This window comes from Gemmobacter sp. 24YEA27, from assembly GCF_030052995.1.
In the GTDB taxonomy this organism is placed as follows: domain Bacteria; phylum Pseudomonadota; class Alphaproteobacteria; order Rhodobacterales; family Rhodobacteraceae; genus Pseudogemmobacter.
Window position 1 is genome coordinate 466742 of sequence record NZ_JASJPW010000002.1, and the last position, 21342, is coordinate 488083.

At 63.4% G+C, this 21342-nt stretch carries 16 protein-coding genes and 1 pseudogene; 12 read left to right on the forward strand and 5 right to left on the reverse strand.

Annotation, left to right across the window (positions count from 1 at the left end; translation table 11 throughout):
* The first annotated feature begins 97 nt into the window (after positions 1-97).
* From QNO18_RS19775 to QNO18_RS19785, 3 genes are all read left to right on the forward strand, one after another.
* Positions 98-1063 carry an ABC transporter substrate-binding protein gene (locus QNO18_RS19775; protein ID WP_283179235.1) on the forward strand — a complete coding sequence of 322 codons (966 nt, stop codon included), beginning with the start codon at positions 98-100 and terminating at the stop codon, positions 1061-1063.
* A gap of 89 nt (positions 1064-1152) precedes the next feature.
* Positions 1153-2187 (forward strand): ATP-binding cassette domain-containing protein, encoded by a 1035-nt coding sequence (locus QNO18_RS19780; protein ID WP_283179236.1) that lies wholly within the window; start codon positions 1153-1155, stop codon positions 2185-2187.
* Positions 2184-4139: an ABC transporter permease subunit gene (locus QNO18_RS19785; protein WP_283179237.1), complete on the forward strand. Its 1956-nt coding sequence runs from the start codon at positions 2184-2186 to the stop codon at positions 4137-4139. The genes QNO18_RS19780 and QNO18_RS19785 overlap by 4 nt, the downstream gene beginning before the upstream one ends.
* Positions 4140-4283: 144 nt before the next feature.
* On the opposite strand, the gene QNO18_RS19790 is transcribed toward QNO18_RS19785, so the two are convergent.
* Complete coding sequence (locus QNO18_RS19790) at positions 4284-5489, reverse strand: MFS transporter (RefSeq protein ID WP_283179238.1); 1206 nt, start codon at positions 5487-5489, stop codon at positions 4284-4286.
* 115 nt (positions 5490-5604) lie between these two features.
* On the opposite strand from QNO18_RS19790, the gene QNO18_RS19795 reads away from it, so the two are divergent.
* From QNO18_RS19795 to QNO18_RS19805, 3 genes and pseudogenes are all read left to right on the forward strand, one after another.
* Positions 5605-5940, forward strand: a complete 336-nt coding sequence (locus QNO18_RS19795; RefSeq protein WP_283179239.1) for a helix-turn-helix domain-containing protein — start codon at positions 5605-5607, stop codon at positions 5938-5940.
* A 246-nt stretch (positions 5941-6186) separates the two neighbouring features.
* Entirely contained in the window at positions 6187-7149 is a 963-nt protein-coding gene (locus QNO18_RS19800) for a helix-turn-helix domain-containing protein (RefSeq protein ID WP_283179240.1), read from the forward strand.
* Between the two features lie 307 nt (positions 7150-7456).
* Positions 7457-7611: pseudogene (locus QNO18_RS19805) on the forward strand (IS21 family transposase); the annotation flags it as partial.
* A gap of 979 nt (positions 7612-8590) precedes the next feature.
* Here QNO18_RS19805 and QNO18_RS19810 read toward each other — a convergent pair.
* Positions 8591-11242: a LuxR C-terminal-related transcriptional regulator gene (locus tag QNO18_RS19810; RefSeq protein WP_283179241.1), complete on the reverse strand. Its 2652-nt coding sequence runs from the start codon at positions 11240-11242 to the stop codon at positions 8591-8593.
* A gap of 145 nt (positions 11243-11387) precedes the next feature.
* Here QNO18_RS19810 and QNO18_RS19815 point away from each other — a divergent pair, with 145 nt between their 5' ends.
* The 6 genes from QNO18_RS19815 (at position 11388) to QNO18_RS19840 (ending at position 17946) form a co-directional block, all read left to right on the forward strand.
* Positions 11388-12809 carry an amidase gene (locus QNO18_RS19815; RefSeq protein ID WP_283179242.1) on the forward strand — a complete coding sequence of 474 codons (1422 nt, stop codon included), beginning with the start codon at positions 11388-11390 and terminating at the stop codon, positions 12807-12809.
* Positions 12810-12837: 28 nt separating this feature from the next.
* Positions 12838-14388: an ABC transporter substrate-binding protein gene (locus QNO18_RS19820; RefSeq protein ID WP_283179243.1), complete on the forward strand. Its 1551-nt coding sequence runs from the start codon at positions 12838-12840 to the stop codon at positions 14386-14388.
* A 94-nt stretch (positions 14389-14482) separates the two neighbouring features.
* Complete coding sequence (locus tag QNO18_RS19825) at positions 14483-15409, forward strand: ABC transporter permease (RefSeq protein ID WP_283179244.1); 927 nt, start codon at positions 14483-14485, stop codon at positions 15407-15409.
* Positions 15406-16254, forward strand: a complete 849-nt coding sequence (locus QNO18_RS19830; RefSeq protein ID WP_283179245.1) for an ABC transporter permease — start codon at positions 15406-15408, stop codon at positions 16252-16254. Before QNO18_RS19825 ends, QNO18_RS19830 begins: the two co-directional genes overlap by 4 nt.
* Positions 16251-17075: an ABC transporter ATP-binding protein gene (locus tag QNO18_RS19835; protein ID WP_283179246.1), complete on the forward strand. Its 825-nt coding sequence runs from the start codon at positions 16251-16253 to the stop codon at positions 17073-17075. The genes QNO18_RS19830 and QNO18_RS19835 overlap by 4 nt, the downstream gene beginning before the upstream one ends.
* Positions 17076-17151: 76 nt before the next feature.
* Positions 17152-17946 (forward strand): ATP-binding cassette domain-containing protein, encoded by a 795-nt coding sequence (locus tag QNO18_RS19840; RefSeq protein ID WP_283179247.1) that lies wholly within the window; start codon positions 17152-17154, stop codon positions 17944-17946.
* Between the two features lie 66 nt (positions 17947-18012).
* Here the strand turns inward: QNO18_RS19840 and QNO18_RS19845 are convergent, their stop codons facing one another.
* From QNO18_RS19845 to QNO18_RS19855, 3 genes are read right to left on the reverse strand one after another with little or no spacing between them, the layout of a single operon-like run.
* Entirely contained in the window at positions 18013-18672 is a 660-nt protein-coding gene (locus QNO18_RS19845; protein ID WP_283179248.1) for a TetR family transcriptional regulator C-terminal domain-containing protein, read from the reverse strand.
* Between the two features lie 56 nt (positions 18673-18728).
* On the reverse strand, positions 18729-20282 hold the full coding sequence (locus QNO18_RS19850) for an ABC transporter substrate-binding protein (RefSeq protein WP_283179249.1): 1554 nt from the start codon (positions 20280-20282) through the stop codon (positions 18729-18731).
* A 26-nt stretch (positions 20283-20308) separates the two neighbouring features.
* Positions 20309-21310: an ABC transporter ATP-binding protein gene (locus QNO18_RS19855; protein ID WP_283179250.1), complete on the reverse strand. Its 1002-nt coding sequence runs from the start codon at positions 21308-21310 to the stop codon at positions 20309-20311.
* Positions 21311-21342 lie beyond the last annotated feature (32 nt).

Consider the following 21342-nt stretch of genomic DNA (forward strand, 5'->3'; position numbering starts at 1 on the left):
CAACCTCTGGCTAGCCTGAGGGTCAGGAGAGGCCGAACCTCCCGACCACAGCCGCAGCGGGAAAACCCGCGCGGGCCTCACAACAGGGAAAAACCAGATGACCAGAACCAGCCGCCTGTCGCGGTCGGCAAGGCTTGCCCTTGCACCGATCTTTGTCGCCGCCAGCCTTGCAGGCGCGGCACAAGCCGAGGATTCCTCAGACCCGATCACCATTCCGATCCATAACTGGTCCAGCCAGATCGTCATGAGCCATGCCGTGGGTCAGATCTTCGAAGGCATGGGCAATTCCGTCGAATATGTCTCGACCGACAGCCAGGCGGTCTATGAAGCGATCCGGCTGGGCGATGCCGCGCTGGAGGTCGAGGTCTGGGAGGGTGCATTCGGCGCCTCCTTCGATGCGGCGGTGGCGAAAGGCGGCATCCACGAGGCCGGTAACCACAACGCGGTGACGCGCGAAGACTGGTGGTATCCGCTCTGGACCAAAGAGGCCTGCCCGGGCCTGCCCGACTGGGAGGCGCTGAATGCCTGCGCCAGCGCCTTTGCCACGCCTGAAACCGGCGAGAAGGGGCGTTTTCTGGGTGGACCGGTCGACTGGCTGAAGCATGACGCGGAAAAGGTCGATGCGCTGTCGATGAATTTCACCGTGGTCAATGCCGGCTCGGCGGCGGCGCTCTGGGCGGAACTTGCGGCGGCGGAAAAGGATAAGACGCCGATCGTGCTCTTCAACTGGACCCCGAATTTCGCCGAAGCCGTCTGGCCGGGTGAATTCGTCGAATTCCCGAAATGGGAACCGGGCTGCGATACCGATCCGGCGGTCGGGCTGCATGCCGATAAGGTCTATGATTGCGGCAACCCCGCAGACGGCTATCTGAAGATCGCCGCCTGGGATGGGATGCCCGAAAAATGGCCGGCCGCCTATGCCGTCTTGCAAAAGGTCAGCTTCACCAATCCGCAAATCGCGGAAATGGCCAAGCTGGTCGATGTCGACGGGATGGAGCCGGAAGATGCGGCGGCCGCGTGGCTGAGCGCGAACGAGGCCATCTGGAAACCCTGGCTGGAATAAGCCCACAGGCTTTGTGACCCAAGGATAGCCTCTCAGGCCCGCCCCCGTTCTGGCGTTCAGGGGCGGGTTGCCTCAGCCCGGAGACCCGTATGACCGATTTCCCGCCCCGCCCCGCTCCTGTCATCTCCTGCCGCAATGTCTGGAAAGTGTTCGGACCCCGCCCCGAGGCCGCGCTGGCGGCTTTGCGCGCGGATCCGGGCGCGCGCCCCGAAGGGCATGTGACGGCGGTGCATGATGTCTCACTCGATATCATGCCAGGCGAGATGCTGGTGGTGATGGGGCTGTCGGGGTCCGGGAAATCGACACTGGTCCGGTGCCTGTCGCGCCTCAATGAGATCACGGCGGGTGAGATCCTGATCGAGGGCCAGGATATCGGCAAGCTGAACGAGGCGGCGCTGATTGACCTGAGGCGCCGCAAGATGGGCATGGTGTTCCAGAGCTTTGGTTTGCTTCCGAACCGCAATGCGCTGGAAAATGTGGCCTTTCCGTTAGAGATGCGCGGCCAGCCCCGGGCGGCGCGGATTGAGCGCGCCCGCGAAATGCTGGCTCTGGTGGGCCTTAAGGGCCGCGAGGGCTATTTCCCGCGCGAGCTGTCCGGGGGCCAGCAGCAGCGGGTCGGGATTGCGCGCTCGCTCGCGGTTGAGCCGGATATCTGGTTCCTCGACGAGCCGTTTTCGGCGCTTGATCCGCTGATCCGGCGCGAGATGCAGGATGAATTCCTGCGCCTCAAGGGGATGCTGAAAAAGACCATCATCTTCATCACCCATGACTTCGACGAGGCGCTGCGCCTTGCCGACCGTATCGCGATCATGAAGGACGGGCGGGTCGAGCAGATCGACACGCCTGGCCGCATCGTGCTGCAGCCTGCGACAGACTATGTCGCGCGCTTTACCGCCGAGATCGACCGCGCGCGGGTTTTGCATGTTTCGGGCCTTGCCGGCCCGGTGGCGGGCCGCGCCATCGAGGGGCCCGCGCTGCCCGGGGGGCAGACGCTGCGCGACCTCGCCCGCCGGCTGGTCAATGACAGCCGCGACTGGATCCCGGTGGCGGATGGCACCGGCCGTGTGACCGGTATGCTGGAGCGCCGCCACGCCCTTGATATCTTGCTGGGCGAAGCGGCATGAGCATGGTGGACCGGATCGACCTTTCCTCGTCTTCGCCCCGGCCGCATGCCGTCTGGCTGATGCTGGGCCTCGCAGCCGTGCTCATCCTTGGACGCGATCTTCTGCCCGCAGAGCTGCTGCGCTTGCCGGATTGGCTGGTGGTGCCTTTCGCGCATTGGATCAACGCAGGCTTTGCCTTTCTGCGCGATGATCTGGGGCTGATGCAGGTCACCCGCGCCTTTGCCGCCATGCTGGAATGGCTGCTCGATGTGACGGCGAATATCCTTTACGGCAAGAACCGCTGGCCGAGGCTTGGCCCGCTGCCCTGGTCGGTGGTGGCGATATCGATGGCGGCCCTTGGCTGGTGGCTCGGGGGATGGAAGCTTGCCGCGCTTGCGGGGGGCACATTCGTCTGGATCGCGGTTATGGGCCAGTGGCAATGGGCGATGGAGACACTTTCGGTCATCGTGGTTGCGGCGCCGTTCTCGGTGCTTGCCGGTCTGATCCTTGGCATTATGGCCTGGCGCTGGACGGCGGTGCAGCGGGTCCTGAACCCGATCCTGAATGTGGCGCAAAGCCTGCCGCATTTCGCCTATATGATCCCGGTTGTGGTTTTTATCGGGGTCGGCCCGAAAGCAGGGGCGATTGTCACCATCATCTTCTCGGTGCCGCCGATGATCCGGATGACCGGGCTGGGCCTGCGCAAAGTGCCCGAAGAGGTGATCGAGGCCGGCCGCATGTCCGGGGCCACGCCCTGGCAGCTTTTGACCCGGGTTCGGATTCCGACGGCACGCCGCGACATCCTGATCGGCGTCAACCAGGTGATCATGCAATGCCTTGCCATGGTGGTGCTCGCAAGCTTCATCGGCATGCCGGGGCTGGGGCAAAAGCTTTTGCAACTGTTGCAGGCGCTGAAGATCGGGCTTTCGGTTGAGATCGGCATCACCATTGTGCTGATCGCGGTGGTGCTTGACCGGCTGAGCCGGGCCTGGGCGAAACGCCAGCCGCTGCATCACGCAGAGGGGCTGTCCTGGGCGCGGCGTCACCCGGTTCTGCTGGTCTGGGCGGTTGCGATTGCCCTGGCCTTTGCCCTGTCGCTGGTCTTTCCGCTTCTGGCTCAGGTGCCGCGCCGCGACGCGCTGAGCATTGCGGCCCCGGTCGATGCGCTGGTGGACTGGCTGATCCGGCTGGTCGATCCGGTCACCACCTGGCTCCGCTGGTTCCTGATCACCTGGGTGCTGATTCCGCTGCGCGATGCGATCCTGTGGCTGCCCTTCAGCGCGGTGCTGCTGGCGGTCGCGGCGGCGGGCTGGGCCGTCGGCGGCTGGAGATCGGCGCTGGTCATGCTGGGCTTCATCGGCGCCATTGCCCTTTCGGGCTGGTGGGACCGGGCCATGATCACCGTCTATATGGTCGGCTTCTCGGTGTTCCTGGCGACGCTGATCGGCTTTCCGCTGGGGATCTGGGCATCCGCTTCCGAGACCCGCGCGAACCGGGTGCTGCTGGTCTGCGACTCGCTTCAGACCTTCCCGAGCTTTATCTACCTGATCCCGGTCGTGATGCTTTTCGGCGTCAATGACGTGGCGGTGGTGATGGCGGTGGTGACATTCGCGGCGGTGCCCCTGGTGCGCTATACGATCGAGGGGCTGCGCGGAGTTGCGCCGGAACTGATCGAGGCGGCGCATATGAGCGGCACGACAAGGCGACAGATGCTCTGGCATGTACAATTGCCGATGGCGGCGCCGGTGATGCTGGTGGGGGTGAACCAGTCGGTGATGTTCTCGCTGTTCATGGTGATCATTGCGGCCTTTATCGGCACCCAGGATCTGGGCCAGGAGCTGCAACGCGCGCTTTCGGCCAGCGATGTCGGCAAGGGGATGGTGCTGGGGCTGGCGGTTGCCTTCCTTGGCCTGGCGGTCGATCACCTGATCACCCGGCAGGCACAGCGGATGGGGACGGGGGCAGGCGGCTGACGCCGCCCCGCTTTCCGCTTGCTGTGCCAGGCGGATGTCAGCGGTCGCGCCGTGACACCGGTGATGCGGATAAATCAGATGGTTGCGAAGCGGCGGGATTGCGCCGCTTCGGGGGCGGGCCCCGCTACGGGCCAGGACAGGGGGTCAGCTCTGGCTGCCGAACCGGCGCCAGGCCCAGGCCAGCGCCGCCATCACGGTGATGATCAGCCCATAGGTCAGCACTGTCGCATCCAGCCCGATCCGGGGAATGGCAAAGCCGGCCGCAACCACCGGCAGACCAAAGGCCAGGTAGCTCAGCGTGAACAGGGCGGCAAAGAGTTTGCCGCGCTCATCCGGCGGGCAAAGCGGCACGATGGTCCGCAATGAGGCATAGAAACAGGTGCCGAACCCGGTGCCCGCAAGTGTCAGCGCGATCAGGTAAAGCGGCAGCACCCGGAGCCAGATCCCGGTCAGCGTCAGCGCTGTGCCAAGCGCCAGGGCGAAGGTGCCGTACAGCATCACCTGGCGCGGCGTGTACCGGCGGGCAATGAAACAGGCCAGCGCGCCCATGCCTGACAAAAGCGTCACCACCAGCGCCTGGGTTACAAAGCTGGTGATCCCGAAAAACACCGAAATCACCGGCGCGCCCAGCGAGAGGTAAAGCCCTCCGGTCGCCCAGCCGGCAATGATGGCGGGCGTGCTCTGCCAGAAGGCCGCGCGGGTCTGCACCGGAATGCCCACCTGCGGACGCAAGGATTGCAAAAGTCCGGCATGACGCGGCGAGGTCTCGGGCATTTTCCACACGAGCGCCGCAAACCCCAGACAGATCAGCGCGATCGCAAGAAAGACATCAAGGCGTGCGTCGATGGCATGTTCCATCACCACACCGGCCAGCGGCGCACCTGCTGCCATACCGGCCAGCGGGATGACCGAGTTGCAGACCTGAGCGAGGCCGGGGCGGCTTGCCGGTTCAAGATCGGTGACGGCGGCTGAGGCCGAGGTCAGCAACAGCGCGCAGCCAATCCCCTGAACCGCGCGGGCGATGAACAGACCCAGCGGCCCGGTGGCCAGAGCAAAGCCCAGCATCGAGCCCGCCAGCAGCACGAAGCCAAAACTCAGCACCGGCCGCCGCCCGATATGATCCGAGGCCGAGCCGCCGGTCAGAAGCGTCGCCAGCAGCACAATCGCATAGACGGCAAATATCGCGGTCAGCGTCGTGGCGGAGAACCCCATCTCGCGTTGCAGCACCGGGTAAAAAGGCGAGGGTGCGCTGGAGCTGGACATCATCACCCCTCCCGCCAGTGCCGCAATGATAAACCCCGCGCGGCGGCGGGAGGAGCTGGCAGGGCCCGGCTGGGCGGAAATTGTCATGGGGGGCTTTCGTGGACGTCTTCAGGGGGGAGTGGCCGGGCGGGCCGTAATGGTTCGATATTCTTCGAACGGATTTCTACTGACAAACCTGCAACTGTTCAACTATATTCGAACCATGGCCGATCAAGACAGTTTCACACCTCTCAGTCTTTACCACCCGCCCGGCGAGGATCTGGTCCTGACCGATATCCTTTTCGCGCTCAGCGACCCGGCGCGCCTCGAGATCGTGCGCCAGATCGCCAGCGGCGCGCTGGAAATGGCGCATTGCCATCTCCAGAACCCGGATGCCCCGAAATCGACCAAATCGCATCATATGAAAGTGCTGCGCGAAGCGGGGGTCATGCGCAACGAACCGGCAGGGCGCGGGCGGCTTCTGAGCCTCAGGCTTGAAGATCTCGACCGGCGGTTTCCCGGGCTGATGCGGGCGGTTCTTGCCGAAGATCCGGGCTGATCCCTGCGGCTTACGGGTCTTTTGGCGGCTGAATGGATTTTTAAGGACGGGCAGTCCGGGCTTTGACGGTCACAAAGATTGACCACAGCCAAAGCCTGCGCCTATCGTGAGCCCATGGTCCCGGATCCAGGACGGGCCGGGAGAAACAATCGCACGGAAACCATCGGAGGGCAGGTTCGCTTTGCCCTGGATTTTCTGCCTGCGCGGCCGCCGCCATCGAAAGGGCCCGGTGCTGTGAGTAGCAATGTGCAATCCGTCAGGCACAGCGAGGATGTTCACCACCAGGCCACGCTGTTGCAGGCCTGGGAACAGGATTACATCCAGCTGCATGCCGGGGCCTTTACCGGCTCGCTCAGCACCTTCCGGCTGGGTGCGGCCCGGCTGTTTTCGGAACGGATGAACCGATCGGTCTTGCAGACCGGCGCGCTGCCGGCGGGGCGGCTGGCCTTTGGCCTGCCGGTCAGGGCAGGGGGGCGCAGCTGCATCTGCGGTGAAGAAGTCGGGCCGAACAGTCTTCTCGTTTTTTCCGGGCGGTCGGGGTTTGAATTCCTGTCGCCCGATATATTCGAATTTCTGGGCATCGAGATCGATGTGAACGGCTTTGCCGATCCGGTGTTCGAGGCGATGTTGCATCAGCTTGATACGGTCCTGTCCTCCGGGCGCCGCAGCCTGCCGATAGCAGGCGCCCGGGCCGCCAAGCTCGGGCGGCTCCTGCACGGGATCTTGCATGAAGAGGGGCTCGATCTCAGGCTTGAGGAACTGCCGGCTGCCGCCACTGCTTTCAGCCGCGGCCTTGTGGGCTGGATCCTTGACATGTTGCAGCCCGCCGGCACCGGTGAGCCGGGACGCAGCACCATCCGGCACTGGGACACGATCAATGCGATCCGCGAGCTGGTCGCCGATGGCCAGACCTGCCCGGTCTCGGTCGCAGAGCTGACGGTCGAGCTGGGGCTGTCGCGCCGCACCTTGCAGAATGCCTGCCAGGAGGTGGTCGGCCTCAGCCCGGTGCAGTTTCTGCGCGCGCTGCGGCTGTCAGAGGCGCGGCGGATGCTGCAAACAGACCGCCCCGTAACCGAAGCCGCGACGCAGTTCGGCTTCTGGCATCTCGGGTATTTTTCGCGCGATTACCGGCAGATGTTTGGCGAATTGCCCTCGGTCACCCGTGCCGCTGCGGCGCAGACCCGCCGGCGCCTCGTGTCTGGCCGATGACGAGGTCCTGTCACGACCCGGGTTTCGGAGCATTTTTCGCCTTCGGCAGCGCAAAAGCAGAGGTGGAGATACGCGCAGCGAACATGATGAGAAGTCCGCTGTTCAGTTAGGCGGATCCTGAGGCGCGTCTCCCGTTTCGCAGGATCCGGCAGATGCAGAGCGACAAGCGGACGGGCCTTGATGCGGAAAGACGCAGAGACAGGCTTTAATGCCAGGCCGCAACAGGTCGTCAGAATGCGCCTGTTGGATTGCGTCCTTCAACAGAACAAGGCGTTTACTCAGCGTGTCGCGGGACTCGGTTCGGAAGATGATGTCGTTTCGGTTGCGCCAGGTCAGCGGCGCACAGCCCGGGTCCCGCGCCCGAAGCCCGATCCTTTCATTCCAATAATCAGGGGCTGGCTGGCGGCGGATCAGACCATGCCGCAAAAGCAGCGGCATACGGCGCAGCGGCTGTTTGACCGATCGGGCATGAATTAGTGGCGGGCGGGAGTGTGCCGGTACTGTGGTCCGGAGCCGGCACATTCCCGCGCGAACTCAGTTTCGCCATGGTTTCGCCCTGTGACGGACACAGGCGATCCCCAGCTCAACAGAATGATCCATCGACACATAAACCAGTTTCTTGCCGATATCGCCTCAACCCAGAGAAGGGCCCGGAGAATGAGAACTCAAGGGATTATCCTGCTTCTGACAGCGGCCGTTCTCGGTGCCTGGTTCATGGCCACCAGCTGGGGCGCCTGACGGCTGTCTCGAAATCTGCCGGCGCAGGATGGTCACGCATATCCCTGGCCTCGGTATGGGCGTATGACGAAGACCGCATGACCTGACTTCATATCTTTTACGTTCAGTCTGTGCTATTGTGGTTTCGTCCGCAGGTATTCCCTGTGGCGTCATGGAGGTACCGACATGGGCCCCGACAAAGCTGCTGCGACTTCCCTCAGATCCATTTTTGACGAGCCCTACGACCCACCAGGCTGGGGGATGGGAAAGCTATATGGCAAGCGCTCAGAGGAGCCACCGAACAAGAGCGAGATTGAGAACATCATGCATGACTACTCGAAGCGCTTTGCGCCACTGATGTCAGCACGATCAAAGACGTGATATCCGGTTGGCCTGTCATCGCAGGGGGCGCATGAAGAAGCCCTCCGGCGAGGGCGGGCTTGTCAATCACCGTCTTCTCAGGGCCTGCTCTGCCCCGGCCCGCGGAGGGAAAAACGGACCATTAAGAATGGAGCGGTTGCCCGGCAAAAGACTGTCGCCCGACAATGGACAGGTGCAGGGCTTCGCCTGCGGCTTTCGGTTCAGCGGCCTGAATTTCAGAGCCTGCCGCGCCTGAGAACGTGGCCGGGCGCCGGCGGGACGGGTGCCACTTCATTGCGAAGAAAGGCGGGCAGATTCAAGTCAGATCACCTGGCAAAGATCCGGAAGGCGGTTCTGCAAGGGCTTATCTCAGATCGAGGGCGCCGGCATCCTTCAGCAGGGGTGTAATCAACACGACCGCCTCGGTCCGGTTGCGCACATTCAGCTTGGCGAAAATGCTCTTGGTATGGGTCTTCACCGTATTGATGTTGATCCCGAGCGCCAGTCCGATTTCGTGATTGGGCGCCCCTGATCGCATCAGCATCAGCACCTCCATCTCGCGCGGGGTTATCCCCGCCGCGCGCAGCCGCCAGGGAAGCCTCATTTCAGCTGCGGCAGCGACGGCTGCCGGGACGGGTGGGGCCGCGCAAGGCAGTGGCACGGCCTCTTTCAGCCCAACCGACCTGAAGTCATGCCGCAGCCGGACAAGCTCATGGTCGGGCTGCGCGATCAGACTGGCCAGCACCGACCGGCAAAAGAGCTGCGATGCGGTGCGTCCCTGGCTCTTTGCCGTTGCAGATAAAGTGGTCAGCAGCCCCTCTGGATCTCCCCCGAGCAGTCCGGCCCGGGCCGCCCGCGCCAGTAAGACTCCAAACGGCTCCCAGATCTGCCAGATATCGGGGCCAAACCGCAGACGCGCATCGCTTTCCTGCCGCAACACCCTGCCAAGCCCATCCTGCGCCGCAGAGACATCGCCCCCACGTAAGGCCCGGTCTGCAGCTTCAATACTGAGGCGGAACTCCATGCGCAGATCCTCTTCCTCGATCGCGGCACGGTGGAAGCGGCGAAGAAGCGTTGTCGCCTCATAGTCCCGGCCCTGCTGGTCATAAAGCCGGACCAGGCCGACCACGGGTATGAGCTTCCTTTCCCAAAGACCCGGAACCTGGGTGTTCTCACTTTGCAAGGCGGCCAGCCACAAGGCTTCGGCATTGGCAGCATCACCCGTCATCTGCGCGAGCTGCCCCTGCAGCGCGGACGGGAGTGCGACCATATACGAGGTATCACTGAAGTGTTGCCTTGCGATGGTCATGGCCATCGCAAGCACCCTTTCAGCATCTGCCAGCCGACATCTGTCGAGGTAGGAAATGCCGGAGATGCAGAGGGAATGCACCTGCCCCCAATGGCAGCCGAGCTCATCATATATGGTATGTGCGCGCCAGGTCAGACGTTCGGCACGTTCAAGATCTCCCTCATGCAAAGCCACATAGGCATGGATCGACAACAGGTCGACCTGGCCAAAAGGAAGGGCATCAAGCCCGTCATCCGGGATGGCATCTATATGTCGGCGCGCGGCCACCATATCGCCGCCATAGGCCCCGATCAGGGCCCGCATCAGATCGATCCGGCCCGTAATATTCATCCGCGTTTTTTCAGGAGCCTCGTCCAGGGGCCCGCGGTCATGATGGCCCTGCGCCAGCGTCTGCAATATCTGCTCTGCCTTCAGGAACTGGCGCAGATTGATATAGCGCCAGACCATCAGGAACATGAGCAGCGGCCGGGCTTCGCGGCTTTCGCGCGGCAGTTGCGCCATCCAGTGCGAATAGGTGTCAAACCGCCCATAGCTCAGATAGTCAAAGGTGCAATAGCCTTCAATCAGCGCTGCCGCCTGTTCGGGGCGGTTGGCCCGGAAGGCATGATGTACAGCATCAAACGGCATATTGGCGCGGATGAACCATTCCGAGGCGCGCAGATGCAGGGCCGGCAGCTCGGAGGGCGCGCGGGCCCGCAAGCGGGCCTGCAGGAATTCGCGAAACAGCTGATGATACTTGTACCAGCGGTGCGCCCCGGCCAATTCGGTCAGGAAAAGCTGATCGCTTTCAATCCGGGCAAGGATCGCGGCCGAGCCCTCCTGCCCGGTCACCGCATCGCACAGCTCTGGTGTCAGCGCCTCCAGCACCGAGGTCAGTTCCAGAAACTGGCACAGTGGCTCTGGCAGGCCGGCGATCACCTCGTCGAGAAAATACTCAGCATATTCGCGCTGACTGCCGGCGGGTGCGCTGCGCAGGAAACTGCTGTTCGGGGCGTTTTCAATCAGCGAGGTCAGTCGCAATCCCGCAGCCCAGCCCTCGGTTGACTGCTGCAGGATCCTTGCCTCTTCAGGCGACAGATCCTGCCCTATGCCAGAGCGAAAGAAGGACTGGACTTCGTCCTCCGAGAATTGCAGCTCGCGCGAAGACAGTTCCAGCAATTCTCCGGCGAGCCGGTAGCGCCCCAGCGGCAGGGCAGGGCGGTTACGCCCGGCGACCACCAGCGTCAGGTGTTCAAATCCTGCTGCAAGAATACGGGTTAATGTCCGGGTTTCGGCATCTCCCTCGATAAGATGGAAGTCATCGAGGATGAGTGTCAGCCGAATCTGGCCGCCTGCCGGTCCGGCTGCATCCCGCAATCGGGCCAGCAGGCGCATATCAGCATCCGCCCCCTCATCGCGCGTCGAAGATGTCGTCTCGTCGGGCTGATCCAGCCGGTTCATCGAATGCATCAGGCAATCTGCCAGCGGCAGATGCTCGCGATGCCGGTCAGAGGCGGCATACCAGGCAACGGGCTGGCCGTCCGCGCGCAGCGCATGGGCCCACTGGCTCAGCAGGCTTGTCTTGCCGGAACCAGCCGGCGCATGTACCACCACCAGCCGATAGCGTCCAAGATCGCGGGCATGATTGCTCAGGCGGGGCCGGTCCAGCAGCCCGGAATGCAGCCGGGGCGCGGTGCTGTTTCTGTCGCTGAGCCCTGTAGGTGTCACGGAATGGCTGCCTCCCTGTCGTCTCACACTTTCGGGTGAGAGAAGTTTTTTTGCAAGGCCACCCTTTGGGATCATGTGTCGCAGATCAGGTCTGGCTAGGCTGTCCGCCATGCTGTGACGCGAAAGATCAAGTGAGGCGACTGAAGTGAAACTTGCGGAATATGTCGGATATGATGCGACCGGGCTGGCCGAACTGGTTGCCCGTGGGGATGTCTCTCCCGCAGAGCTTCTTGATCTGGCACTGGCGGCCGTCGAACAGGTGAACCCTGCGCTGAATGCGGTGGTCCATACTTTTCCTGAGGAAGCCCGCCGTTTCATCGATCAGGATCTGGGGGCCGGGCCGTTCCGCGGGGTGCCGTTCCTCCTCAAGGATCTGACGCAAAACTATGCCGGCCAGCCGACCGGTGCCGGAACGCCGTTGCGCAATGGTCACCAGCCCGCAGAGGACACCGAGCTGGTGCGTCGCTACAAGAAGGCCGGCTTCGTGACCTTCGGCAAGACGGCTGTGCCCGAGCTGGCAATGGACTGGACCACGCGCTCGCGTCTTCATGGCGAGACAAACAATCCCTGGAATACCGCACATACTGCCGGCACCTCCAGCGGTGGCACGGCGGCGGCTGTGGCAGCAGGGATCGTCCCGGCGGCGCATGGCAATGATGGCGGCGGCTCGATCCGGGTGCCGGCATCCTGCTGTGGCGTCTTCGGGCTGAAACCGTCGCGCGGGCGCAATCCGGCCGCACCGGCCGGCGAGACATGGGATGGGATGCTGGTCGAGCATGTGCTGACCCGTTCAGTTCGCGACAGTGCCGCGATCCTCGATGCAACTGCTGGGCCAACGGCGGGCCAGTTCTACAACAGCCCATCGGGTGGCAATTTCGTCTCTGAACTGCGCCGCGATCCCGGCCGGTTGCGGATCGGCGTGCTGACCGATGCGCCTTATGGCGCACCGACCGACGGGGATTGCCTCGCTGCCGTTGAGGACGCCACCCGGCTGCTGAACAGTCTTGGTCATGATTGTGCCCCGGCCAGCCTGCGGCTGCCCGAAAACGGCTGGCCGGGCTTTGAAGCCTATATCCTGACGGAATATGCGGCAGATATGCGGGTTGAGGCAGCCCAGCTCGGGCGTGCGCTGACCGAGGCAGATTTCCCTGCAACCCTGAATGAGATGATCGCGGCCGGAAACGCGCTCTCTGCCGTCGATCAGCGCATGGCAACCGCGGCGGTGCATGGCGTGGCCCAGGCCGTTAACCGGATGTTCGAAGGCTTCGACGTCATCCTGTCGCCGACTCTGGCCCGCCCGCCACTGCGTCATGATGAATTCCCCCATGATGTGGACATGCGCGAGCACTACCGCTTTTACCTGTCATGGATGCCCTATACCCATATCTACAATATCAGTGGCAGCCCGGCGATCTCAGTCCCGCTGCACTGGAATGCCGCCGGTCTGCCGGTCGGCGTACAGTTTGCCGCCGCCCCGGCGCGTGAGGATCTGCTGATCCGCCTTGGCAGCCAGCTGGAAACCGCCCGCCCGTGGTGGAACCGCCGCCCGGCCATTTTTGCCGCCTGAAATCAAGAAACGCCAACAGGGAACTCTGATGTCACACCCCAACAGCCGTAAGCGCCTGCTGACGCTCTCGTCGGCACTCAGCCTTTCTGTCCTCCTTGCTGCCGCACCCTCACTCGCGGATGAGATCACGCTGGCGCGTGGTGTCGATGCCGACAGCCTTGATCCGCATCGCGCCAGCACCACCCAGTCCCTGCAAGTGACCAGCATGATCTATGATACCTTGCTGACCATGGCGGCGGATGGATCCATCCATCCGGGGCTGGCCAATGGGTATGAGGTCTCTGAAGACGGGCTGAGCTATCGCTTTGCGATCCGGGACGGTATCGCTTGCCACGATGGCAGCCCGTTCGACGCGGCCGCCGCGAAAATCAGCTTTGACCGGGCGATCAACCCCGAGACGCTGAACCCCAATCTCTCGGCCTGGGGCCCGGTGGTGGCAACAGCAGTGGAAGACGGCAGCCTGGTGGTGACGCTGAGCGAGCCTTACGGTCCTTTCGCCTCGTTCCTGACCAGCATTCAGGCGGGCTTCCTCTGCCCCTCGGCGCTCTCCGGGGGCGAGTTCACCCCGATTGGTACCGGCCCGTTCAGGCTGGAAAAATGGGTGCGCAACGATGCCATCGTGCTGGCGGCCAATGACGCCTATGTCAATGTGCACCCGCTGGTGGAAAATCCGGGCCGTCCACATCTCGACCGGGTCACCCTGCGGGTGATCCCTGAAGCGGTGGCCCGGATGGCAGCGCTGCGCTCGGGTGAGGTGGATATCGTCGAGCCCTCGCTGGAAGAGGCGGTCGATCTGAAAGATGATCCTGATTTCCGCGTCTATGCGGCGGAGTATTCCGGCCAGCAGGTGCTGGCGGCCTTTACCTGGCGGGTCGCCCCGCTGGACAATCCAGAGATCCGGCGCGCCATCGGCATGGCCCTGAACAAAGAGGCCTATGCCGAAATCGCCTATGAAGGGCTGGTATCGGCCACGAATTGCACCGTCGCCCCCAATCTCTTTGCGGTGGATCAGGAAAAATGTGCCGAATGGGGCGTTTCCTATGATCCTGATGCGGCCCGTGCGGTGATGGAGGCTGCGGGTTATTCCGCCGCCAATCCGCTGAAAGTGAACCTGCAGGTCCATAAGCTGCCGGGCTTTGACCAGATGCACCAGATCATGCAGCAGGACCTGGCAGAAATCTATATCGAGGCCGAGATCCAGACGCGTGAGGTCGCAGCCTTCTTCGACTTCATGACCCAGGAAAACCTGAAGACGGATATCAAACCGACGATCTGGACCATGGGCATGTCCGGCGTCGATCCCGATTACATGTATTTCCTGTGGAAACAGCCCGGCTTTGTCAGCATGGGTGTCAATGACACGCTGGATGCAATTCTTGTCGAACAGCGCAGGCTGACCGGCGAGGCCCGTGCGGCGAAAGTGCAGGAAGCCGAAGAATACCTGCTGAGCAATGGCTATGCCGTGCCACTGGTCTCGCCCGGCTGGAACTGGCTGATGGCTTCTTCGGCCAGGGTTGAGGGTTTCAAGCTTGGCCATATGGTGTCGCTTGTCTTCAACGATGTGACTCTGGCCGACTGACGGACAGGCGATCTGCCCCTGCGCGTCGCCTTTCGGGCGGCGCGCCAGTTGTATTCTCAGGCTTCCCTCACCCCTTCCGAGACGAAAGTGACCGATGCTGTTTCTTGTGCTCCGACGGCTGCTGATTGCCTTTGCGACCATCCTTGTGGTGATCGCATTGTCGGGTGTGCTGATCCATATCGTGCCCGGCGATCCGGTGACGGCGATGATGGCACAGTCGGTCTCGGCAACCCCCGAGGCAATGGCCGATATGCGCAGCCGTCTGGGACTGGATCTGCCGGTCTGGCAACAGGTGCTTCACTATGTCGGCAATGTGCTGCAAGGGGATCTGGGCACCACGATCCGGGGTGGCGAGCCGGTGGCGGAACTGCTGCTGCTGCGGCTGCCGAATACTTTTGCCCTTGCGGCGGCCGGGCTGTTCACCGCCCTGCTGATCGGCGTGCCGCTGGGCTTTATCGCCGCGCTGAACCGCGGGCGTGTGACCGATATGGCGATCATGATGATCGCGGTGCTTGGGGTCTCGGTGCCCGGCTTCTGGATGGGGCTGGTGCTGATCCAGGTCTTCGCGCTGAAGCTTGGCTGGCTGCCGGTCGCCGGATCGGGGCTGCGCGGGATCCTCCTGCCCGCGCTGACGCTGGGGCTGTGTTATGCCGCGCTGATCGCGCGAATGACCCGCTCGGCATTGGTCGAGATCCTGTCGGAAGATTATATCCGCACCGCCCGTGCCAGAGGCCTGCGCGGCTGGCAGGTGCTGCTGGTCCATGCGCTGAAACCTGCACTGATCAGCATCGTTACCGTGGTTGGCCTTGTCTTTGCCTATCTGATGGGCGGCCAGGTGGTGATCGAAAACGTGTTTTCCTGGAACGGTATCGGGCGGCTGGCGGTGCAGGCCATGCTGGAGCGGGATTACCCGATGATACAGGGATTCATCGTGGTCTTTGCCACCTCGGTCGTGGTGATCACCGCGCTGATCGATATTCTTTACACCCTCCTTGATCCCAGAATGCGGAGACGGACATGACCGCCATTCCGGCCCCAAAACGCATGAGGCGCAGGGTTCCCCCCGGGCTTTGGCTGGGCGGAGCGCTGTTGTTGCTGCTGGTTGCGGCAGCGCTGCTGGCCCCCTGGATCGCGCCCTATGAACCGACGAAGATGGGCGTTGGAAAGCGGCTGCTGGCGCCGAATGCCAGCTTCCTGTTTGGAACGGATGAATTTGGCCGCGATCTGTTCAGCCGTGTTCTCGCCGGCGCGCGGCTCTCGCTTGGCATCGGCGCGGTGGCGGTGCTGTCCGGGCTGGTGATCGGTGGCACGATCGGCCTTGTCGCAGCCTTTGCGCCTGGCTGGCTCCGCGCGGCGCTGCTGCGGGTGGTGGATGTGCTCTACTCTTTCCCCGACACGCTGATCGCGCTGTCGCTCGTCGCCTTTCTCGGGCCGGGCATCGGCAATGCGACACTGGCCATCGCGATCTCACTCGTCCCCTTTTATGCCCGGGTGAGCTATGGGCTGGCCGCAGCCGAGGCCGCACGCCCCTATATCGAGGCGGCGCGGCTGGGCGGGATAGGTCACACGAGGCTGGTGCGGGTGCATGTCATGCCCAATATCGCCCAAAGCCTGATCGTGATGGGCAGCCTTGGCTTTTCATCCGCCATTCTTTCGGCGGCGGGCCTCTCATTCCTCGGGCTTGGCGTGCAGCCGCCCTCGCCGGAATGGGGCGCCATCCTGTCTTCGGGGCGCAACTACATCAGCAAAGCCCCCTGGATCCTCATTTTCCCGGGGCTCGCCATTGTTCTGACGGTCATGGCGCTGAACCTGATCGGTGACAATCTGCGCGATCTGATCGATCCGCGCCAGCGGGGGCGGACATGAGCGCGCTCGAGATCCGTGACCTGACGGTCACATTCGGCGGCAGCACAGACGCGCTGACGGTTGTAGATGCCGTGAGCCTGACGGTTGCTCCCGGTGAAATCCTGGCTCTGGTCGGAGAATCCGGCAGTGGCAAAAGCATGACCTCGCTTGCGGTCATGGGTCTCTTGCCGCAGGCGGCACGGGTGACAGGCGGCATTACCGTTGGCGGTGCTGCGGTAAGCGGACTGGGTCGCCGGGCGCTGGAGGATCTGCGGGGCCGGCGCATGGGCATGGTGTTTCAGGAGCCGATGACCTCGCTCAATCCGGTGCTGACCATCCGCCGTCAGATGACCGAAGGTCCGCGCCGCCATCTCGGGCTTGGCCGGGCTGCGGCAGAAAAACTGGCCTGTGCCGCGCTGGCAGAGGTTGGCATTCCCGATCCTGTGGCCGTGATGGGGCAATATCCCCACCAGCTTTCGGGCGGCATGCGGCAGCGGGTGATGATCGCTTCGGTGCTGGCGCTGAAACCGGCGCTGCTGATCGCGGATGAGCCGACCACCGCCCTTGATGTCACGGTGCAGGCGCAGGTGCTGGATCTTCTGGTTGCCCTGAAGCATCGCAGCGGTTCGGGTATCCTTCTGATCACGCATGATATCGGAGTGGTGGCGGAAACCGCTGATCGGGTTGCGGTGATGCAGCGCGGCCGCATCGTCGAGACCGGCCCGGTGGATCAGGTGCTGTTTGCACCGCGACACGACTATACGCGCAAACTGCTGGCGGCCCATCTGGATGTGAATGAGGCGCTTGCCATGCGTGCCGAAGAGCGGAAGACTGATCCATGACCGAACCATTGCTGCGACTTGAAAATATTCGCCGCACGTTCCGAAGCGGATCGCGTGTGGTCACAGCCGCGGGGGCGTGTCCCTGCATCTGGCGGCGGGCGAGACGCTGGGCATTGTCGGCGAAAGCGGTTCCGGAAAATCCACCATCGGGCGCATCGCGACCGGGCTTGAAACGGCCGATGCAGGCAGGGTGCTGATTGATGGCGCCGAACCTGCCCGGCTGCGGGGGCGCGCGCAGCGGGCGGTCCTGCGCAAGGTTCAGATGATCTTTCAGGACCCCTATTCCTCGCTTAATCCGCGGCTGACGGTGGGAATGCAGGTGGCCGAGGGGCTGATCGACCGCAAGAGCCTGGGGCGCGATGCCCTGCGCCAGCGCCTTTCAGAGCTTTTCGTTGATGCCGGGCTGGAGCCTGGCCATATCGACCGCTATCCGCATGAGTTTTCCGGTGGGCAGCGCCAGAGGGTCGCCATCGCCCGCGCTCTTGCCCCCGAACCCCGCATGATTGTCGCGGATGAACCCGTCTCGGCGCTGGATCTGACCGTTCAGGCTCAGATCATTGACCTGATGATCCGCACACAGGCACGGCGTGGGCTGTCATGGCTGTTCATCTCGCATGACATCTCAGTGGTGGCGCGGCTTTGTGACCGGGTGGCGGTGATGTATCGCGGGCGCATCGTCGAACAGGGACCGGCAGCGTCCGTCATCCGCATGGCAGGACATCCCTATACCCGCAATCTGCTGGAGGCGGTCCCACGGCTTGATCATCGCCGGACCGGCGAGAAATCGGTGCCGCATGTTCTGCCAGAACATGGGGACGATGATCAGTTTGAGGAGGTGACGCCCGGTCACCTGGTAAGGCGCGGTCGCTGAAGCGCGCCCGGCCCCTGTGCGATCCGCTTCATCATAGTCTGGAATGACGCTGGCTGCGGCGTGAGGTCAGGCCGGTGCCTCTCCCGGCGGCTTCGCCAGGTTCATCGGATCAAGCGGCCCGAGGAAGCTTTCAAGGAAATGATAGCACGCCCGGCGGGCCGCATCACGCGAAAGCATGGTGGGGTCGATGCCCTGCTCCAGCCAGAGCCCGTCACTCAGCGCGATGAACAGAACCGCGACGGAATGGGCGTTGACGGTGAGGCCGCGGCTGCTGGCGGTTTCAGTTACGGCGCGGGCGACCTGGAACAGAAAGTCCTGATAGCGGGCGCGGTGGACATTGCGCAGGGCAGGGTTATTGGCAATTTCCCCCCAGAGGGCAAGCCAGATCCGCAGGCTGTCGGGGTTGAACACTGCGGGCGCGAAATTGGCCTCGACCAGATGTACAAGGCCGGAACTCTCACCACGAAGGGCGGAGGCGTCAGGCGCTACCGCGCTGGTAAACCTGTCATACATCGTGGCATAGCAGGCCGCGAGCAGCCCGTCTTTCGAGCCGAAATGATGGTTGATCAGCCCGCGTGAGACCGCGGCCTCGGCACAGATATTGTCAATCGTGAAGGCCGTGATGCCGCCGCGTGCAAGGCAGGCCAGCCCGGCTTCAACCAGCATGGCGGCGCGGGTCTCACTGGAATAGCGTCGGAAACGGGGGCCTTCGGTGCTCTGGGTCATTCCTGCCGGGGGCGGCAGCCGCCCCCGTCCTTTCAGCTATGGTTCGGTCCGGACTTTCAGCCGGCGGTGAAGCGGGTAGGGTCCGGGTGCCCGTCCGCCAGAATGACCGGCTTCAGCCCGGTGTCGTGAATAGCAAGATAAGGCTCGAAACAGATGAAGATAAAGCCGCCCGACAGTTCCATCAGATCCTCCATTTTGTTGAAGATCTCTTTGCGTTTCGCAATGTCCTGTTCGGTCAGCGAGGCCTGGTAAAGCGTTTCATACTCCGGGCTGTTAAAGAAAGACCAGTTATATATGCCGATCTGATCGGGGCGGAACCAGACCAGATTTTCGGTAGGCTCGATTCCGCCGGCGAAATTCATCAGCACAAGCTCGATTTCCTTGTACCCCTCGCCGGCGGTCTTGTCGCCAAGCGCCCAGTAAGCCGCGTCCTCACTGGGCTGGATCTCGATATTTATGCCAACCTCGGAAAGGCTGGCCTGGATGATCTGCGCGGTCGAAAGCGAGGTCTGGTCTGTCAGGCAGTAAAGCTGCAGAGTGATCCCTTCGGCGCCGGCCTCGGCCAGCAGGGCGCGCGCCTGGTCAGGATCGCGCGGATCATAGATGTTCTTCGCGCGCCCATATTGGCCGCCCGATTGCACGACGCCGGTCGCGCGGCTGGTCAGCCCGTCATAGACGCCCTCGATCACTGCCTCGCCATCATAGGCCAGCTGGATCGCGCGCCGCACCCGCTCATCCTGCAGCTGGGTCGCATTCATATTGATCGTCAGCCAGGCATAGCGGGTCGAGGGCGACTCGATCAGGCTGGCACCTGCGGGCGGCGCGGCCTTGAGGCCGGCAAACCCGCTGACCGCGAGGGCCGAGAAATCGAAGGCATCGGCCTCATAGGCCAGAAGCGCCGCCTGGTCATCGGTGACGATGTAGAATTCCACCCTCTCGAACGCGGGTGCTTCCAGCGGCCAGTCCGGGTTGCGGCGCAGGGTGATCTTCGCGTTCTGCTCCCATGTGTCGAACAGATAGGGGCCGCATTGCGCGGGAAATTCGGTGGTGAAAGATCCGCCCGCCGCCTCGGTCGCGGCTTTGCAGACCAGATGCCCGCCGTAATAGGGCAGGGCGATCACTTCGAAGGGCCGGAAGGCGTCTGTCAGGTGGATGATGCCGGTCTTTTCCCCCGTCACCTCGACGCGATCGAGTTTTTCAAACTGATAGGCCCAGGCGCTGTCAGAGCCTGCCAGGCGCTCGAAGGAATATTTCACATCCTCGGCGGTGACAGGGCCGAAATCGCTGGTCCATTTCAGCCCGTCATGCAAGGTGAATTCCAGCGTGGTCGGGCTGGTCCATTCGTAACGGCTGGCGGCATAGGGGGAGACCGCCTGAACCTCGCGCATGTCGGGCAGCCGTACCAGGGTGACCGTGCAGCAGCGTTGCAGGATGTCGTCTATTGCGCCGACCATATTATAGGGATCAATGGCCTGAAAATCGCCGGCAACCCGCAGGCGCAATGTACTGCCGGACTGTGACCAGGCGAGGTTCGGGATCCCGGCGGTCAGGGTTGCCATAAAGGCGCCACCGGCTTTCAGAAGGCTGCGGCGATCGGTGCTCCAGGTCATGATGTCTCTCCACTGTCGGTTTTTGTTTAATTGGCCCGGGCTGCGGGCAAGTCAGGCAAATCAGGGACGGCGAGATGGCAGCTGACAGACCGCCCCGGGGCGATCTCGCGCAAAGCGGGGCGTGTCTCGCGGCACAGGTTCATCGCCCGCGGGCAACGGCTGTGGAATTCGCAGCCTTTCGGGCGCCGCAGGAGGCCGGGGATCTCTCCTTTGATCGCCAGATCGGCGCGGCGGCGGCGCGGATCGGGATCTGGCTCAGACGCGATCAGGCTGGCCGTATAGGGATGCGCGGGCCTCGCGAAGACCTCTGCGGCAGGCCCGGTTTCGACCAGCCGCCCGAGATAGAGAATGGCGATGCGGTCGGCGGTATTACGCACCACCGCCAGATTATGGGTGATGATCAGAAAGCTGACGCCGCGGCTTTCCTTGAGATCCGAGAGCAGGTTGAGGATCTCTCCCTGGATCGAGACATCAAGACCCGCTGTCGGCTCATCCGCAATGACCAGAGCCGGATCAAGCGCCAGCGCGCGCGCCACACTGACCCGCCGGGCCTGGCCGCCCGACAGCTCATGCGGATAGCGGTCTGCCATGGCGGGCGGCAGGCCGACCCGCGCCAGCATCTCCCGCGCGCGCGCCTGCCGGTTGGCGGGGGTCGGGCCATGGATCACGAAGGGTTCGGTGATCAGGTCACCGATCCGCATCCGGGGCGACAGCGAGGCGACAGCGTCCTGAAACATCATCGCGGTCTCGCGCCGCAGCCTGCGTATCTGCGCGGGGCCGACAGCCTCGCCGTCAAAGCGCAGCTGGCCGCCGCTTGCGGGCACAAGGCCAAGCATGGTGCGCGCAAGGGTGGTCTTGCCGGAGCCGCTTTCGCCGACGATCCCCAGCGTCTCGCCCCGGTTCAGGGTCAGGGTGATGCCGTTGAGGATGTTGATCACCGGACGGCGAAAGGGCAGCAGGGCCGACAGGAGATCGCCCGGCAGCGCCATATCGACGCGCAGATCGCTGACCTCGTAAAGCGCGTTCATGGCGTCACCTGATGACACAGGACCGCGTGGCT

What these genes read in the sequence shown, in the direction of transcription:
- QNO18_RS19780 (WP_283179236.1), top strand. Translation starts at nt 1,153, where the DNA reads ATGACCGATTTCCCGCCCCGCCCCGCTCCTGTCATCTCCTGCCGCAAT.
- QNO18_RS19820 (WP_283179243.1), top strand. Translation starts at nt 12,838, where the DNA reads ATGTCACACCCCAACAGCCGTAAGCGCCTGCTGACGCTCTCGTCGGCA.
- QNO18_RS19830 (WP_283179245.1), top strand. Translation starts at nt 15,406, where the DNA reads ATGACCGCCATTCCGGCCCCAAAACGCATGAGGCGCAGGGTTCCCCCC.
- QNO18_RS19785 (WP_283179237.1), top strand. Translation starts at nt 2,184, where the DNA reads ATGAGCATGGTGGACCGGATCGACCTTTCCTCGTCTTCGCCCCGGCCG.
- QNO18_RS19845 (WP_283179248.1), bottom strand. Translation starts at nt 18,672, where the DNA reads ATGACCCAGAGCACCGAAGGCCCCCGTTTCCGACGCTATTCCAGTGAG.
- QNO18_RS19775 (WP_283179235.1), top strand. Translation starts at nt 98, where the DNA reads ATGACCAGAACCAGCCGCCTGTCGCGGTCGGCAAGGCTTGCCCTTGCA.
- QNO18_RS19795 (WP_283179239.1), top strand. Translation starts at nt 5,605, where the DNA reads ATGGCCGATCAAGACAGTTTCACACCTCTCAGTCTTTACCACCCGCCC.
- QNO18_RS19790 (WP_283179238.1), bottom strand. Translation starts at nt 5,489, where the DNA reads ATGACAATTTCCGCCCAGCCGGGCCCTGCCAGCTCCTCCCGCCGCCGC.
- QNO18_RS19835 (WP_283179246.1), top strand. Translation starts at nt 16,251, where the DNA reads ATGAGCGCGCTCGAGATCCGTGACCTGACGGTCACATTCGGCGGCAGC.
- QNO18_RS19855 (WP_283179250.1), bottom strand. Translation starts at nt 21,310, where the DNA reads ATGAACGCGCTTTACGAGGTCAGCGATCTGCGCGTCGATATGGCGCTG.
- QNO18_RS19850 (WP_283179249.1), bottom strand. Translation starts at nt 20,282, where the DNA reads ATGACCTGGAGCACCGATCGCCGCAGCCTTCTGAAAGCCGGTGGCGCC.
- QNO18_RS19825 (WP_283179244.1), top strand. Translation starts at nt 14,483, where the DNA reads ATGCTGTTTCTTGTGCTCCGACGGCTGCTGATTGCCTTTGCGACCATC.